Source organism: Streptomyces sp. NPDC055243 (assembly GCF_044544025.1).
Lineage (GTDB): Bacteria > Actinomycetota > Actinomycetes > Streptomycetales > Streptomycetaceae > Streptomyces.
This window is the reverse complement of record NZ_JBITWR010000015.1, coordinates 184,544-198,819: the sequence shown is the minus strand read 5'-3', so window position 1 is coordinate 198,819 and position 14,276 is coordinate 184,544. Positions and strand designations below refer to the sequence as shown.

Annotated in this window: 17 protein-coding genes; 7 read left to right on the top strand and 10 right to left on the bottom strand. The window is 71.7% G+C overall.

The features are described from left to right. Positions 1-63: 63 nt before the first annotated feature. A complete protein-coding gene (locus tag ACIGXX_RS34460) occupies positions 64-1,266 on the top strand; it encodes a geranylgeranyl reductase family protein (RefSeq protein WP_351157848.1) in 1,203 nt (400 codons plus the stop codon). A gap of 34 nt (positions 1,267-1,300) precedes the next feature. Here ACIGXX_RS34460 and ACIGXX_RS34455 read toward each other — a convergent pair whose 3' ends face one another. After that, complete coding sequence (locus tag ACIGXX_RS34455; RefSeq protein WP_399981652.1) at positions 1,301-1,780, bottom strand: nitroreductase/quinone reductase family protein; 480 nt, start codon at positions 1,778-1,780, stop codon at positions 1,301-1,303. Between the two features lie 174 nt (positions 1,781-1,954). Here ACIGXX_RS34455 and ACIGXX_RS34450 point away from each other — a divergent pair, with 174 nt between their 5' ends. The 5 genes from ACIGXX_RS34450 (at position 1,955) to ACIGXX_RS34430 (ending at position 5,216) form a co-directional block, all read left to right on the top strand. Continuing rightward, entirely contained in the window at positions 1,955-2,653 is a 699-nt protein-coding gene (locus tag ACIGXX_RS34450; RefSeq protein WP_351157844.1) for a TetR/AcrR family transcriptional regulator, read from the top strand. Positions 2,654-2,711: 58 nt separating this feature from the next. Continuing rightward, positions 2,712-2,969, top strand: a complete 258-nt coding sequence (locus ACIGXX_RS34445; protein WP_399981646.1) for an MMPL family transporter — start codon at positions 2,712-2,714, stop codon at positions 2,967-2,969. Positions 2,970-3,049: 80 nt separating this feature from the next. Beyond that, positions 3,050-3,244: a hypothetical protein gene (locus ACIGXX_RS34440; protein ID WP_351157839.1), complete on the top strand. Its 195-nt coding sequence runs from the start codon at positions 3,050-3,052 to the stop codon at positions 3,242-3,244. Positions 3,245-3,297: 53 nt separating this feature from the next. Then, positions 3,298-4,554, top strand: a complete 1,257-nt coding sequence (locus ACIGXX_RS34435) for a sensor histidine kinase (protein ID WP_399981643.1) — start codon at positions 3,298-3,300, stop codon at positions 4,552-4,554. Then, positions 4,551-5,216, top strand: a complete 666-nt coding sequence (locus tag ACIGXX_RS34430) for a response regulator transcription factor (protein WP_351157834.1) — start codon at positions 4,551-4,553, stop codon at positions 5,214-5,216. The genes ACIGXX_RS34435 and ACIGXX_RS34430 overlap by 4 nt, the downstream gene beginning before the upstream one ends. On the opposite strand, the gene ACIGXX_RS34425 is transcribed toward ACIGXX_RS34430, so the two are convergent. Both ACIGXX_RS34425 and ACIGXX_RS34420 read right to left on the bottom strand, forming a co-directional pair. Beyond that, the gene (locus tag ACIGXX_RS34425) at positions 5,177-5,449 is read right to left on the bottom strand and encodes a DUF6332 family protein (RefSeq protein WP_351157831.1); all 273 of its coding nucleotides are present in this window, start codon (positions 5,447-5,449) and stop codon (positions 5,177-5,179) included. The genes ACIGXX_RS34430 and ACIGXX_RS34425 overlap by 40 nt on opposite strands. A 76-nt stretch (positions 5,450-5,525) precedes the next feature. Continuing rightward, entirely contained in the window at positions 5,526-7,013 is a 1,488-nt protein-coding gene (locus ACIGXX_RS34420) for an MFS transporter (RefSeq protein WP_351157829.1), read from the bottom strand. 88 nt (positions 7,014-7,101) lie between these two features. Here ACIGXX_RS34420 and ACIGXX_RS34415 point away from each other — a divergent pair, with 88 nt between their 5' ends. Beyond that, on the top strand, positions 7,102-7,518 hold the full coding sequence (locus ACIGXX_RS34415) for a MarR family transcriptional regulator (protein ID WP_351157826.1): 417 nt from the start codon (positions 7,102-7,104) through the stop codon (positions 7,516-7,518). Positions 7,519-7,571: 53 nt separating this feature from the next. Here the strand turns inward: ACIGXX_RS34415 and ACIGXX_RS34410 are convergent, their stop codons facing one another. The 7 genes from ACIGXX_RS34410 to ACIGXX_RS34380 all read right to left on the bottom strand — a co-directional run bounded on the left by ACIGXX_RS34410 (position 7,572) and on the right by ACIGXX_RS34380 (position 14,231). Continuing rightward, the gene (locus tag ACIGXX_RS34410) at positions 7,572-8,300 is read right to left on the bottom strand and encodes a maleylpyruvate isomerase family mycothiol-dependent enzyme (protein ID WP_351157824.1); all 729 of its coding nucleotides are present in this window, start codon (positions 8,298-8,300) and stop codon (positions 7,572-7,574) included. A 48-nt stretch (positions 8,301-8,348) separates the two neighbouring features. Next, on the bottom strand, positions 8,349-8,810 hold the full coding sequence (locus ACIGXX_RS34405) for a DUF3237 domain-containing protein (RefSeq protein ID WP_351157821.1): 462 nt from the start codon (positions 8,808-8,810) through the stop codon (positions 8,349-8,351). Positions 8,811-8,872: 62 nt separating this feature from the next. Continuing rightward, complete coding sequence (locus tag ACIGXX_RS34400; protein WP_366463025.1) at positions 8,873-9,679, bottom strand: ATP-binding cassette domain-containing protein; 807 nt, start codon at positions 9,677-9,679, stop codon at positions 8,873-8,875. After that, positions 9,672-10,760, bottom strand: coding sequence for an ABC transporter ATP-binding protein (locus ACIGXX_RS34395; RefSeq protein WP_366463024.1), 1,089 nt, complete (start codon positions 10,758-10,760; stop codon positions 9,672-9,674). The genes ACIGXX_RS34400 and ACIGXX_RS34395 overlap by 8 nt, the downstream gene beginning before the upstream one ends. Further along, a complete protein-coding gene (locus ACIGXX_RS34390) occupies positions 10,757-11,632 on the bottom strand; it encodes an ABC transporter permease (RefSeq protein WP_351157815.1) in 876 nt (291 codons plus the stop codon). Before ACIGXX_RS34390 ends, ACIGXX_RS34395 begins: the two co-directional genes overlap by 4 nt. Continuing rightward, positions 11,629-12,579 (bottom strand): ABC transporter permease, encoded by a 951-nt coding sequence (locus ACIGXX_RS34385; protein WP_366463023.1) that lies wholly within the window; start codon positions 12,577-12,579, stop codon positions 11,629-11,631. Before ACIGXX_RS34385 ends, ACIGXX_RS34390 begins: the two co-directional genes overlap by 4 nt. Further along, positions 12,576-14,231 carry an ABC transporter substrate-binding protein gene (locus tag ACIGXX_RS34380; protein ID WP_366463022.1) on the bottom strand — a complete coding sequence of 552 codons (1,656 nt, stop codon included), beginning with the start codon at positions 14,229-14,231 and terminating at the stop codon, positions 12,576-12,578. Before ACIGXX_RS34380 ends, ACIGXX_RS34385 begins: the two co-directional genes overlap by 4 nt. Positions 14,232-14,276: the final 45 nt, after the last annotated feature.

The window sequence follows — 14,276 nt, the reverse complement described above, 5'->3', positions numbered from 1 at the left end:
GTGCCCGCCGTAGGATGCCTTGGAAAGCGCGGCCAACAGCTGGATCGGGAGCGGTAGACCAACGTGAGCAGCGAGAACTCAGCGGACGACGCTCAATACGTGTGGGACGTCGTCGTGGTGGGAGCAGGGCCCGCCGGGGCGTCGGCGGCCTATGCGGCAGCCGTCGCGGGACGCAGCGTCCTCGTCCTGGAGAAAGCCGAACTGCCCCGGTACAAGACGTGTGGCGGCGGCATCATCGGTCCCTCGCGTGACGCGCTCCCGCCCGGGTTCGAACTGCCCTTCAGGGACCGGGTGCACGCGGTGACGTTCTCCCTGGACGGCAAGTTCGCCCGCACCCGCCGCTCGAAGCAGATGCTCTTCGGGCTCATCAACCGCCCCGAGTTCGACCAGCAACTGGTCGAGCACGCGCAGAAGGCGGGCGCCGAGCTGCGCACCGGCGTCACCGTCGCGCGCGTGGAGCAGCACGGCTCGGTCGTGCCCGACCGGCGCACGGTCGCCGTGGTCCTTCAGGGCGGCGAGACGGTGCTGGCCCGCGCGGTCGTCGGTGCCGACGGCAGTGCGAGCCGCATAGGAGCACATGTCGGCGTGAAGCTCGACCAGGTGGATCTCGGTCTGGAGGCCGAGATCCCGGTGCCGCAGAGCGTCGCCGAGGACTGGGCGGGCCGGGTGCTCATCGACTGGGGTCCGATGCCCGGCAGTTACGGATGGGTGTTCCCCAAGGGCGACACTCTCACCGTCGGGGTCATCTCCGCGCGCGGCGAAGGCTCGGCCACCAAGCGGTACTTGGAGGACTTCATCGCCCGCCTGGGGCTCGCGGGCTTCGAGCCGAGCATCTCCTCCGGCCATCTGACGCGCTGCCGCAGCGACGACTCGCCGCTCTCGCGCGGCCGGGTCCTGGTGTGCGGTGACGCGGCGGGGCTGCTCGAGCCGTGGACCCGCGAAGGCATCTCCTTCGCGCTGCGCTCGGGGCGTCTCGCGGGGGAGTGGGCGGTACGGATCGGCGAGGCGCACGACGCGGTCGACGCCCGCCGCCAGGCCCTGAACTACGCCTTCGCGATCAAGGCCGGCCTCGGCGTCGAGATGAGCGTCGGGCGGCGCATGCTCACCCTCTTCGAGCGCCGTCCGGGCGCGCTGCACGCGGCGATCACCGGGTTCCGGCCCGCGTGGAACGCGTTCGCGAGGATCACCCGGGGCTCGACCACGCTCGGCGAGCTGGTGCGCAACCACCCGATGGCAGGGCGGGCGCTGAGCAGGGTCGACCGGTAGGGATCCGCCCGCGGGCGGCCCGCGGTCCGCGGCCTCACTTGGTGATGGTGACGCGGAAGACGGGGTGGTCGCTCGCGGCCGCCTCGATCTCCGCGTCGGTGGACTTGGCGGTCACGCCCTTGAAGTACTGGTTGACCTCCCAGCCCCACTTCTCCAGATAGCCGCGCAGCACCGGCAGCTTCTCGGCGTCCGCCACCTCCTCGACCGTGAACGCGCGGACCTTGCGCCCCACCCGCAGCTCGCCGCCGCCCGCCACGCGCATGTTGCGCACCCACTGCGAGTGCCCACGGGCCGAGACCAGGTACTGGGCCCCTTCGTACGTGAACGGGTTGACCGGGATGCGCTGGATCTGCCCGCTCTTGCGGCCGCGCACGGAGAGTTCGGCCGACCCCATCAGGCTGATGCCGCGCCGCGCCAGCCAGCCGATCACGCTGTTGAGCCGGACGGCCAGTGGGCTGCCCTTGAGGTAGTAGGGGGTGGGGGAGGAGGACGCCGAGGGGGAGGACGAGGACATGGTGACCGCCAGAGTCGGGAGGGCTTCCGAGAGCACTGCTCTCGCTTAAGAGCAGTGTGCACGAGAGCGGCGCTTCATTTCAAGAGCAGTGCTCTCTAAAGTGTCGCCCGCTCTCACTTAAGTGCGCCGATCTCGTTTTAGCGCACTGCTCCGAACCCGTGGCACACTGCCTGTATGAGTAGCGCTACCAGCGGGGCCAGGGCCCGCGCCCGAGTCGAAGTCACCGCCGCCATCAAGGACGAGGCGCGCAGACAGCTGGCGGCCGACGGCGCCGCCAAGCTCTCGCTGCGCGCCGTGGCCCGCGAGCTCGGCATGGTGTCCTCCGCCCTCTACCGCTACTTCCCCAGCCGCGACGACCTCCTGACCGCGCTCATCATCGACGCCTACGACTCCCTCGGCGCCGCTGCCGAGGAGGCGCATGCCGAGGTCGCGTCGGCCGAACCGGTACGGCGCTGGACGACCGTGTGCGAGGCCGTGCGGACCTGGGCACTCGCGCATCCCCATGAGTACGCCCTCATCTACGGCTCGCCCGTCCCCGGCTACAGCGCGCCCTCCTCCACGATCGAAGCCGCGGCCCGTGTCGGGCAGCTGCTCATCGGGATTCTGCGCGACGCCCACCAGGGGCGCGGTGTCGCCGCGCGGCCGCTGCCGGGCGGGCTGCGTCCCGAGGCCGAGCGGATCGCGGCGGACCTCGCGCCCGATCTGCCGCCCGCGGTGGCCGCGGCGTTGGTCGCGGCGTGGGCCCAGCTGTTCGGGCTCGTGGGCTTCGAGGTGTTCGGACAGTTCAACCGCGTCGTCGAGGACCGCTCGGCGTTCTTCTCCTATGCGGCCACTCAACTCGCCCACGGCGTGGGGCTGGTGGACCAGGGCTGAGCCCCGGGCCGCGGCGGGTGCGTCGCGTCAGGCCGCCGGTGCGGGAGCCGGGGTCCGCGTGGCGAGAGGAGGTCCGGGTCCTGGCGCAGTATCCGCCCTGCTTCGGCGGCCCGAGCGGCGCCTCTTCGCCGCCGCGCAACGCCCGGAACGGGCCCAGCAGTTCGAAGCGAGCATCCCGGTGCTGATGTTCTGCGTCGCCTGCGGCCTGTCGATGGACTACGAGGTGTTCATGCTGGCGCGCATCAAGGAGGAGTACGAGCGAGTCGGCGACACGCGGCGGGCGGGGCCACCGGGATCCGGCAGAGCGCCCCGCTGATCACCGCGGCGGCCGGGATTCTCGCGCTCTCGTTCCGCACGTACGCCACCGGAGGCGTCGTCTTCCTCAAGGAACTCGGCGTGGGCACCGCCCTGACGATCCTCGTGGACGCCACCCTCATCCGCGTCGTCCTGCTCGCCGTGGCCATGCGGCTGGCGGGCCGCGGCAACTGGTGGGCGCCCGGTCCGCTGCGCCGACTGCACCAGCGCCTCGGCCTGCACGAAGGCGTGGAGAGTGGCAAGACCGCCGAGGTACTCCAGCGGGAGTACGCGTGATCGCCACTGCCGGGTGACGACCGCCGGGCACCGAGCGGTCTAGCGTTGCCGTCATGGATGAGCGGCGCGAACACAAGCGCGGCGGTCCGCCCCTGCCCTGGAGCGGACCGGCGATGTGGCGGCACGGGCCGCCCTGGTGGAACCAGCGCGACGAGTCGGGGAACGTCAGCAGGCTGCCGTGGCTGACGACGCTGGCGATCACCGTGTTCGTGCAGGTCGGCTCGAAGTACGCCGCCGAGGGCCAGCTCGACCGCGAGCCCCTCGACCTCTGCGCCCGGCTGCTCCTGCTCGCGGGCACGGCCTCGCTCCTGCTGCGCCACCGCCATCCGGTCCCGGTCGCGTACGTCACGGCCGGGACCGCGCTCGTCTACCTCGGGGCCGGGTACGCGTACGGACCGGTCCTCATCACCGTCGCCGTCGGCTGCTTCGCGGCGGTCGTCGCCGGGCACCGGCGCGCGGCCTGGGGCGCCGTCGGCATGCTGTGGGCGGGGCATCTGCTGGTCGCGCACTGGCTCTATCAGTGGCTGCCGCCGGACGGCGACAACGCCCGGACGTGGGGCGAGGAAACCGTCGTCGCCGTCTGGGTCGTCGCCATCATCGCCGTGTCCGAACTGGCCCGCGTACGGCGCGAGCAGTGGATGAAGGAGCGGGCCGAGCGCGCGCAGGCCGCCAAGCGGCGGGCCGACGAGGAGCGCCTGCGCATGGCGCGCGAGCTGCACGACGTCCTGGCGCACAGCATCTCCGTGATCAACGTCCAGGCGGGTGTCGGCCTGGCGCTGCTCGACTCCGATCCCGAGCAGGCCCGCACGGCCCTGACCACCATCAAGGCCGCGAGCAAGGAGGCCCTGGGGGAGGTCCGCCAGGTCCTGGACACCCTGCGCACGCCCGGTGACGCGCCCCGCGCCCCGGCCCCCGGGCTCGACCGGCTGCCCGAGCTGGTGCAGCAGGCGGCCGGCGCGGGGCTCACCGTCGAGGTCGACACCCAGGGCGCCGGAAAGAAGCCGGCGCCCGGCGTGGACCTCGCCGCCTTCCGCATCGTCCAGGAGGCCCTCACCAACGTCGTACGGCACTCCGGGTCGCGGCACGCGCGCGTGCTCGTGCGTCACGAGGCCGCGGCGCTCACCCTGCGCGTGGACGACGACGGCCCCGCCACCGGCGCGGACGCGGGCGGCAGCGGGAACGGCCTTGCCGGGATGCGGGAGCGCGCCGCCGCCCTCAATGGCACGATCGAGGCGGGCCCGCGCCCGGACGGGGGATTCCGTGTGACCGCCGTACTGCCCACCCGCACGGCACCTCAGGAGGACCAGTGATCCGCGTACTGCTCGCCGACGACCAGTCGCTGGTCCGGGCCGGCTTCAAAGCGCTGCTCGGCGCCCAGCGGGACATCGAGGTCGCGGGCGAGGCCGCCGACGGCGAGGAGGCGGTGCGCCTGGTGCGTGAACTGCGCCCCGACGTCGTCCTGATGGACATCCGCATGCCGCTGCTCGACGGGCTGGCCGCGACGCGGAGGATCACCGACGAGCCGGATCTGAACGACGTCAAGGTGGTCATGCTGACCACCTTCGAGCTGGACGAGTACGTCTTCGAGGCGATCCGCTCCGGCGCGTCGGGCTTCCTGGTCAAGGACACCGAGCCCGAGGAACTGCTGCGCGCGGTCCGCGCGGTGGTCGACGGGGACGCGCTGCTCTCGCCCGGTGTGACGCGCCGGCTCATCGCCGAGTTCGCGGCCCGCTCCAAGGAGCCGTCGGGCCCCGAGCCGCTGGGCGAACTCACCGAGCGGGAGCGGGAGGTGATGGCGCTGGTCGGCATCGGCCTGTCGAACGAGGAGATCGCACGCCGTCTGGTGGTCAGCCCGCTGACCGCGAAGACGCACGTCAGCCGCACGATGGTGAAGCTGGGCGCCCGGGACCGCGCGCAACTGGTCGTCCTGGCCTACGAGTCGGGCCTGGTGCGGCCGGGGTGGCTGGGCTGAGTCGCCCGCCGGTGGCGCACGAGGATGGTCACCACGGACACGACGAAGAGGACGGCCGCGACGATCAGGCCGACCCGGTTCAGCGTGTTCTTCGAGGGCGATGACACGCCGAAGAAGTGGACCGGTGCGGTCACGGCCATGAAGGCGGCTCCCGCGACGCAGGTCGCGACGAACAGCGCGAAACCGATCTCCACGGTGGCCGCGTCCCGCTGGGCCTGAGTCCTTCGCCCCATGTCCCGAGTGTCGGGGATGTGACTCCGGCGGGCAAGGAACTGCCCGCCGGAGTACGGATGTCGGCGGCAGCTCGGATCAGTCGCGGACGGCGACCCGCTCCTCGTCGGCCTCGTGCTGGACGGACTTCACGACCAGGAGCGTCTCCTGCGTACGACGTGTGCGCAGCCCGGTGAGAGTGATGAGGAGTCCGGCGACCGCGATCGCCGTGACCACGATCAGTCCGGGGCGGTAGCTGTCGAGCACGGCCTGCGGCGAGGCGTCGGCGCCGTGGGAGGCCGCGGTGATCACGGCCGTGACGACGGCGAGGAAGATCGCGCCGCCCACCTGGATCGAGGTGTTCAGGAGGCCCGAGACCATGCCCTGCTCGTCGTCGTGCACGCCGTTGGTGGCCTGGATGTTGAGCGAGGGGAAGACCAGGGCGCAGGCGAAGCCCAGCAGGATCATGGAGGGCAGGATCATGGACGCGTACGACGGGGTGAGGCTGACGCGCAGGAACAGCGTGTACGAGGCCACGAGCAGGACGAAGCCCGCCACGATGACCCGCGGCGTGCCGAACCGGTCGATCACCGAACCGACCTTCGTGGAGGAGAGCGCGACCAGGGCGCCCGCGGGCAGGAAGGCCAGCGCGGTCTCCAGGGCGGACCAGCCGAGCAGCGTCTGGAAGTACTGGGTGGCCAGGAACTGGAAGGAGACGTAGCCGCCGAAGAACGTCATCGCGCCGATCTGCGCCCGCAGTTGGGGCCCTGAGCGCAGGACGCCGAGGCGGATCAGCGGGCTCGCGGTGCGCAGCTCGATGCGTACGAAGACGGCGAGCAGCACGGCCGCGGCGAGGAACGACAGGAGGGTGCGGGCCGATGCCCAGCCCGCCTCCGGGGCCTCGACCACGGTGAACACGAGCAGCAGCATCGCCGCCGTGCCGGTGACGGCGCCCGGCACGTCGTAGCCGCCGACGTTCTTCTCGCGGGCGCTGCGCGGGATCAGCTTGAGTCCGGCGATCAGCGCGATGACGGCGATGGGGGCGGGCAGCAGCATCGTCAGGCGCCAGCTGGCCTCGGTGAGCAGGCCGGACAGGACGAGGCCCATGGAGAAGCCGGTGGCGGCGCAGGTGGTGTAGATGGTGAGCGCGCGGTTGCGGACCGGGCCCTCGGCGAACGTGGTGGTGATGATGGAAAGGCCCGCGGGCGCGGTGAACGCGGCGCTCAGCCCCTTGATGAAGCGGCTGGCGATCAGTAGCGGACCGGAGTCGACGAACCCGCCGAGGAGTGAGGCGAGGGCGAAGACGGCGAGCGCGATCAGGAAGACGCGGCGCCGCCCGAGCAGGTCGGCGGCGCGTCCGCCCAAGAGCAGGAGGCCGCCGTAGCCGAGGATGTAGCCGCTGACGACCCACTGGAGGGTCGAGGTCGAGAGGTTCAGCTCGGAGCCGATGGAGGGCAGGGCGACGCCGACCATCGACACGTCGAGCGCGTCGAGGAACATCGCGGCGCAGAGCACGAGGAGAGTGCCCCACAGACGCGGGGACCAGCGCTCCGGGGACGCGGAGGCAGCTGTGAGCGGAGAAGTCATGCGCAGCAGAGTACATGCACATGCATTGAGTGCAAGTGCATTTAATTCCGATGCAACAAAGGGGCGATTTCTGCTACCGTGCGATGTCATGGCGGCGAAGAAGGCCGAGCAAGGGCTCGTGGACCAATGGCGCGACATCCTCGCGGTGCACGCACGCACCCTGTGCGAACTCGACAGCGCCCTGCGTGAGCACGGCCTCGGGGCCAGCGACTTCGAAGTTCTGGACGTCCTGTCCGAGGGCGCTCTTGAGGGCGCCGCGTCGGACGGCGACTGCGCCTATCGCGTACAGGACATCGCGGGCCGGGTGCACCTGAGCCAGAGCGCGCTGTCCCGCCTCATCGGCCGCCTGGAGAAGGACGGCCTCGTGGAGCGCGCCATGTGCAGCGAGGACCGGCGCGGAGTGCGGGTCGTGCTCACCGACAAGGGACGCCGGCTGCACGCCGAGGTACGGCCGGTGCAGCGGGCGGTTCTGCGGCGGATGCTGGCGGAGACCGCCGCCGAGTAACGGACCACCCTCACGCCCCTGGCCGTCATGCCCCCGCCCGCATACCCCCGCCCTCATACCCCCGACGTCTCGCTCCACAGCCTGCCCAGCGCGGTGTCGCCGGTGACCTGCGGGATGGGCGCGCGGTTCCACAGCGCGAGGTAGAGCTGCTCCGCGGGACCCGACAACTCGCAGTCGGCCGGGCCGTCCTCGCCCTGCACCGTGGCGGGCGGCTCCTGCGAGAGGCGTACGGTCCACACGGCGTCCGCGTCCGTCGCCCGCACCCGCAGCACCCGCGGCTCCGGAGTCCGCACCCTGCTGCGCGAGCGCGCGTGGAACCCGCGCAACAGCTCGTCGATCCCGTCCGCCGCGAACTCCGTGCCGATCGGCGACGGCGCGCCGCCGCGCGCGGACTCGGCGTCCACGCGGTGGATCGCCGTCTCGTTCGCCTGCCGCCGCGCCCAGAACGCGAGCGGGGACGGAGCGGGCAGGAACGCCCAGCACCGCGTGTCCGGCGCGGCGGCCCGCAGCGTGGCGACCAGGTCGCCGTGCGCCTGCCGGTACCAGTCGACCAGGGCGGCGCCGTCCAGCTCCGGCGGATCCTCCAGGGGCAGCCGATCGTCGTGCCCCTCGGCGACGTACGCCGCGGCCCAGCGGTGCACCGCCCCCGTGTGCCGCAGCAGGTCGCGCACGGTCCAGTCGGGACAGGTGACCACCTTGGCGCCGGGCCCGGCCACGTCGGCGGCACGGGCCAGCAACTGGCCTTCGGCGTCCAGAATTTCGAGGTGTTCGGCAATCTCCATGGGGGGATTGTGCCGGATGAAGTGCGCTCGATGACGGGTGGATTTCCGCTACTTGAGGGCGTACATGCGGATGGCGACCGTGTCCTCGCCCTCGGGCCGGGCCAGGCCCACGAAGACCGTCTCGGCCAGCCAGCGGTGCGCGGGGGCGTCGGTGCGGAAGACGGGGGAGGTGCGGTAGTAGTGACCGGCGTGGCTGACCTGGAGGCCGTCGTCGTGCTGGTCGGGGCTGTCGGAGGCGGGGCGGTAGTAGCCGCGGTTGACGATGTCGATGACGGCGCCGTCGTCGGCCTGGATCAGGTAGCGCGCGTCGAGCTGGCAGATCTCGCCGCGCGTACTGCTCCAGTCGCCGCCGCCCGCCAGGACCGTGCCGCGCAGCCGCGGGCCCTCCACGGTTCCGCCGACGATCGGGGTGAACTCGGTGACCTCCCCCTCGCCGTGACCGATGTGCAGGGACTGGTCGAGGTGGGCGCGGATCTCGAAGGCGTAGGTCAGGGCGGGAGTGAAGGTCATGGATGGCACTCCTTGAGTGGGAGGGGGGTTGAGCGGATGAGTGGGTGGGGGTCTGGCGAGCGTCACGCGGTGGTGGCGGCGCGCCGTGGGGTCCAGCCCTTGCGGGGCACCGATTCGATCAACTTGCGGGTGTACGCGGCCTCCGGCCGTTCCAGGACCGCGACCGTGCGGCCCCGCTCCACGATCCGGCCGCGGTGCATCACCACGATGTCCTCGCAGATGTGCTGGACGATGCCGAGGTCGTGGGTGATGAACAGGTAGGCGATACCGGACTGTTCGCGCAGGTCCCGCAGCAGGGTGACGATCTGGGCCTGCACGGACACGTCGAGCGCGGCGACCGCCTCGTCGAGCACCAGGACGCGGGGCCGGACGGCCACCGCGCGGGCGATGGCGACACGTTGGCGCTGGCCGCCCGACAGGGCGCGGGGCAGCGACCGTGCCTGGGGTGCGGCGAGTCCCACCTGGTCGAGCAGTTCGGCGGTGCGCCGGGCCAGCGCGCCGCCGCGCAGGTCGGTGTGGTGCGCCAGGACCTCGCTGATGCTGTCGTCGACGCGTTGATGCCGGTCCAGGGAGGCGTACGGGTCCTGGAAGACCATCTGGACGTCCCGGGCGAAGCTCCTGCGCACGGCGGTGCGGGCCCGACGGCCCGGCAGGGGCCGGCCGTTCCACCGCACGGCGCCGGCGGTCGGCACTTCGAGGCCCGCGACCATGCGGGCGGTGGTGGTCTTGCCCGAGCCGGACTCGCCGACCACGGCCAGGGAGGCACCGGCGGCCAGGGTCAGGTCGACGCCGTCGACCGCGACGAAGTCCCCGAAGGTCTTGCGCAGGCCGGTCGCCTCCAGGGCGGGTGGGGCGCTGGATTCAGCCACGACGCACTCTCCTGTCCGTGCCGGGTGCTCCGTCGGTCACGGGGCGGGGGAAGTGGCAGGCCGCCGTGCGGCCGTGGCCGTGGCCGTCGCCAGGGCTGGCGCCGTGACCGTCCTCGGCGCCGTCACCGGTCGGCTCCGGCAGCGGACGCTGCGCGGTGCAGAGGTCCTGGGCCGCCGGACAGCGGGGCGCGAACGCACAGCCGGGACCGGCCTCGAACGCCGAGAGCGGCCTGCCGCCGATCGCCCGCAACGGCTGTGCGCCCGCCCCAGGGTCGGGCCGGGACGCCAGCAGGGCCCGGGTGTAGGGGTGGCGGGACCCGTCGTGCAGGCGCGAGGCCGGCACCTGCTCGACCACCGAGCCCGCGTACATCACCGCGATGCTGTCGCAGACCGCCGCGGCCAGCGCCAGGTCATGGGTGATGAACAGCATCGCGAGCCCTCGCCGGTCCCGGGCCTCGTCGATGACGGCCATGACCTCGGCCTGCGTGGTGACGTCAAGCGCGGTGGTCGGTTCGTCCGCGAGCAGCAGCCGGGGCTCCGTGATCAGGGCCGCCGCGATCATCACGCGTTGCAGCAGCCCGCCGGACAGCTCGGCCGGGCGCTGCCGCAGCCGCCGCGGCGCGTCGGCGATGCCCACCTCGCGCAGCAGGTCCGTCGCGCGGGCCTCGGCGGCGCCGCGACGCTCCCCGCGCGTGGTGATCAGACCCTCGGTGAGGAAGTCGCCGATGGTGCGCAGCGGATTGATGTGCGCCCGCGGGTCCTGGAAGATCATCGCGACCTCGCGGCTGCGCAGCGTACGCAGGGCGGCCGGATCCATGGCGGTGACCGAGACGCCCTCGAAGCGGACCTCGCCACCCACCCGGGCGCCGGGCGGCAGCAGCCGCAGCACCGAACGGGCGGTGAGCGACTTGCCCGAACCGGACTCGCCCACCAGACCCACGGCACTGCCCGCCGGGACGGTGAGGTCCACGCGGTGGATGACCGTGCGGTGTTCGCCCTTGACGGGCAGGGTGATGTGCAGGCCGTCGAACTCCAGCAGGGGAGCGTCGGGCCTCGGCGGGGGAGTCTTTGTGCGTTTCATCGGTCCTCTCCCAGAAGTCGACGGGACAGGCCGCCGCCGAGCAGATTGCAGGCGATGACGAAGACGACGATGACCAGACCGGCGTACAGCGACTGTTCGGGCTGCCCGCCGATGATGCCCGGGGCGCCGTTCGCCACCATCAACCCCCATTCGGCGGTGGGCGGTTGGCTGCCGAGCCCGATGAAGGAGAACGCCGCCACGTCGAGCATCGTGTAGCCGAACGAGGTCGTCGCCTGCACGAGGACCAGCGGCAGCAGATTCGGCAGCAGATGGCGCAGGCAGATCCTGCGGCCGGACAGACCGAGCATGCCGAGCGCGCAGATGTACGGCAGCGAGCGCTCACGCAGGGCCGCACCGCGCACGACGCGCGCGATGTACGGCAGGTAGGCGATGGAGAGGGTGACGACGGCGATGTCCAGGCCCGCCCCGAAGACCGCCGCGCCGACCACGGCGAGGACCAGCCCGGGAAAGCCGAAGACGAGGTCGAGGAAAGCGGAGACGGCCCGGTCGTACCAGCCGCCGAGCCAGGCCGCGGAGACCGCGAGCGCCGTGCCGACCACACCGGCGGCCAGTGTGACGAGAGCCGGAGCGAGCAGACTGGGCCGCGCGCCGTACAGGAGGCGCGAGAGGATGTCGCGGCCCGTGTCGTCCGTGCCGAGCCAGTGCGCCGCCGAGCTGCCCTGCGAAACGGCGAGCGGGTCGACGGCGTTGGGATCGTACGGAGCGATCAGCGGGGCGAACACGGCGGCGACGACCACCAGCGCCACGACGGCTCCGGCGGCGATGGGCACCGCCTGGCCGCGGGCGAGGGCACGGACACGGCCGAGCGGAAGCCTGGCGCCGGTCGCGGAGGCCAACTGATAGGTGCTCACTGGCTTCCTCCCAGCGGAACGCGATGGTCGAGTGCCGCGCTGAGCACGTCCACGACGGTGTTGATCAGGGCGAACGCCACCACCGTGAGCAGCGCGAGAGCCTGCACCACGGCCAGGTCCTGCTTGGCGGCGCTCTGGATCAGGAGCGCGCCGACGCCGTTGAGGCCGAAGGCCTGCTCCACGATCGACGAACCGGCGATCAGACCCGCCACGGCCACCCCCGAGACGGAGACGATCGGCCCCGAGGCGTTGCGCAGGATGTGCTTGCGGACGATGAAGCGCTCCCGGATGCCCCGGCTGCGGGCGGTCTGCACATGCTCGGAGACCAGTTCGGCGCGGATCGCGGCCCGGGAGACCTGGGCGACGTAGGCCAGCCACGAGGCGGCGAGCGCCAGGGCGGGCAGGGTGAGGTGCTCCAGGCGGTCGGCGAAGCCCGCGCCGGACCCGTAGGCCGGGAACCAGCCCAGGCGCACGGCGAGGCCCCACGTCAGCAGCACTGCCATGACGAAGACCGGCACCGCCATGAGCGTCGTGGAGAGCACCGTCACCGCCGTGTCGACCCACTTGCCGCGCAGGGCGGCCAGGGCTCCCAGCGCGACACCGAAGGCGACGATGAGCAGGGCGGCGTAGGCGATGAGGAACAGGGTGTTGCCGATCCGCGCGCCCAACAGGTGGGTGACGGAGTCCTGGTAGCTGAGGGACTCTCCCGCGTCGCCCTGCAGCATGCCGGTCAGCCAGCGCCAGTAGCTCTCCAGGAACGGATCGTCCAGGTGGTACTGGCGGTGAATCTCCGCCAGCAGGGCGGGACTTGGCTTCTTGCCGCCGCCGACCAGCAGGGTCGCCGGGTCGCCGGGGGACAGGAACAGCGCGCCGTAGATGGCAACGCTCGCGATCAGCAGGGTCACCAGCAGGGCCGCCGCCCGCCGGGCGACGAAGCGGGCGATCACGAGGTGCCCTTGCCGGTGCCGCCGAGGTGCGCCGCCCACGGCATGTTGATGTACGCGAAGGACGAAGGGGCCCCGCTGAGCCGCTTGTTGAGGAACAGCCGCTCGTGCGGGGAGGCCAGCGGCACCACGGGCAGATCCGTGCTGTAGCGCTGCTGGGCCTGGGTGAACAGCCGGGCCGACTTCTCGGGGCGCAGGGTGGCCTGCGCCTGCCCGAGCAGTGAAGTGACCTTGGGATTGCGGTAGTTGGTCCAGTTGAAGAGCGACTTGGGGTCGGTGAGGAGCTGGGCGTAGGAGATCGGGTCGGGGATCTCGACGTACCCGAGGACCATGGTCGCGTCCAGGCCCTTGCGCAGCGAGGCGTCGAAGAACAGCCCGGACATCTGCGTCGGCTGCAACTGCTTGATGACGATCTTGATGCCGATGCGCTCGGCGCCCGCCTGCAGGAAGGTGAGGGTCTGCTGCGACTGCTGGTCCCCCGCGGCCGTGGCGATGGTCAGCGTGCGCTTGTGCGTGCGGGCCTGGCCCACCAGCTTCTTGGCCTTGTCCACGTCGACCTCGGGGACGGCGGGCAGCGCGTCGTGCCCCTTGGCGTAGAGATCGGCGGCCTCGCCGTGCTGCCACACCAGCGGCGGGATGAAGGTCTTGAGCTGCTGTGCCGCGCCCGCGTACACGTTCTTGATCAGATCGTCCCGGTCCAGGACGAGGGAGAGCGCCTCGGCGATCTTGTGGTCCGCCAGCGGTGAGTCGGGGCCGATCGCGGCGATGAAGTTCGTCTGCGCCGAAGGGCCGTGGTGCAGCGTGCCCACGTCGGACGACCGCAGGGCGCGGGCGCCCGCCGAGCTGATCTCGTAGCTGCCGTCGACCTCGCCGGAGAGCAGGGCGCTGGTGAGCGTGGAGCCGTCGGTGATGAACTTGAAGGTCAGCGTCTTGATCTTGGGCCGGAGCGAGGTGTCCCAGTAGTCGGCGTTGCGGGTGGCGGTGATGGACTCGCCGGGTTTCCACGACGTCAGCTCGAAGGGGCCCGTGCACATCAGTCCGCCCTTGGCGCTGCCGTAGCCGCGTCCGGCCTTCTTCATGTACGCGGCTTCGTTGACGGTGCCGAAGCTGGTGGCGAGCGCCTTCAGGAACATCTCGTCAGGGGTCTTGAAGCGGACGGTCACCTGGTGCGCGCTCGTCGCGCTGATCGTCTTCACATGGGTGAGGAGGCTGGCGTTGACGCTCTGTGTGGCGGGGTCGCCCTGCCGTCGCAGGCTGCTGACGATGTCGTCGGCGGTCATGGGGTGCCCGTTCCAGAACGTCACGCCCTTGCGGAGGTTGAGGACCAGGGTGGTGTCGTCCGGTCGGCTCCAGGAGGAGGCGAGGCCGGGGGAGGTGGAGTAGTCGGGCTCAAGCCGCAGCAACGAGTCGCAGAGGTTGGCCTTGACGGTGCTCGGCGAATAGTCGGCGACCTTCGCCGAATCCAGCGTCCTCGGCTCACCCATGGGCAGGTTCCACGTGACGCGGTCCAGGGCGCCCGAGGCGGCGGGCGTGGTCATGGTGAGTTTCTGGGCGCGCGGAGCCGGATCGGCGTCGGAGCCCGACGTACAGGCGGTCGCGGTGAGCAGGACGCACAGGGCGCCGACGACCGGGGCGGTGGTTCTGGGAGCCTTCATGAGGGAGCTCCTCGGGGGAGTCGGATGAGGGGAGTTGCCATCGGA

What these genes read in the sequence shown, in the direction of transcription:
- ACIGXX_RS34415 (WP_351157826.1), top strand. Translation starts at nt 7,102, where the DNA reads ATGGCGGCGAAGAAGGCCGAGCAAGGGCTCGTGGACCAATGGCGCGAC.
- ACIGXX_RS34380 (WP_366463022.1), bottom strand. Translation starts at nt 14,231, where the DNA reads ATGAAGGCTCCCAGAACCACCGCCCCGGTCGTCGGCGCCCTGTGCGTC.
- ACIGXX_RS34405 (WP_351157821.1), bottom strand. Translation starts at nt 8,810, where the DNA reads ATGACCTTCACTCCCGCCCTGACCTACGCCTTCGAGATCCGCGCCCAC.
- ACIGXX_RS34455 (WP_399981652.1), bottom strand. Translation starts at nt 1,780, where the DNA reads ATGTCCTCGTCCTCCCCCTCGGCGTCCTCCTCCCCCACCCCCTACTAC.
- ACIGXX_RS34435 (WP_399981643.1), top strand. Translation starts at nt 3,298, where the DNA reads ATGGATGAGCGGCGCGAACACAAGCGCGGCGGTCCGCCCCTGCCCTGG.
- ACIGXX_RS34410 (WP_351157824.1), bottom strand. Translation starts at nt 8,300, where the DNA reads ATGGAGATTGCCGAACACCTCGAAATTCTGGACGCCGAAGGCCAGTTG.
- ACIGXX_RS34420 (WP_351157829.1), bottom strand. Translation starts at nt 7,013, where the DNA reads ATGACTTCTCCGCTCACAGCTGCCTCCGCGTCCCCGGAGCGCTGGTCC.
- ACIGXX_RS34395 (WP_366463024.1), bottom strand. Translation starts at nt 10,760, where the DNA reads ATGAAACGCACAAAGACTCCCCCGCCGAGGCCCGACGCTCCCCTGCTG.
- ACIGXX_RS34425 (WP_351157831.1), bottom strand. Translation starts at nt 5,449, where the DNA reads ATGGGGCGAAGGACTCAGGCCCAGCGGGACGCGGCCACCGTGGAGATC.
- ACIGXX_RS34450 (WP_351157844.1), top strand. Translation starts at nt 1,955, where the DNA reads ATGAGTAGCGCTACCAGCGGGGCCAGGGCCCGCGCCCGAGTCGAAGTC.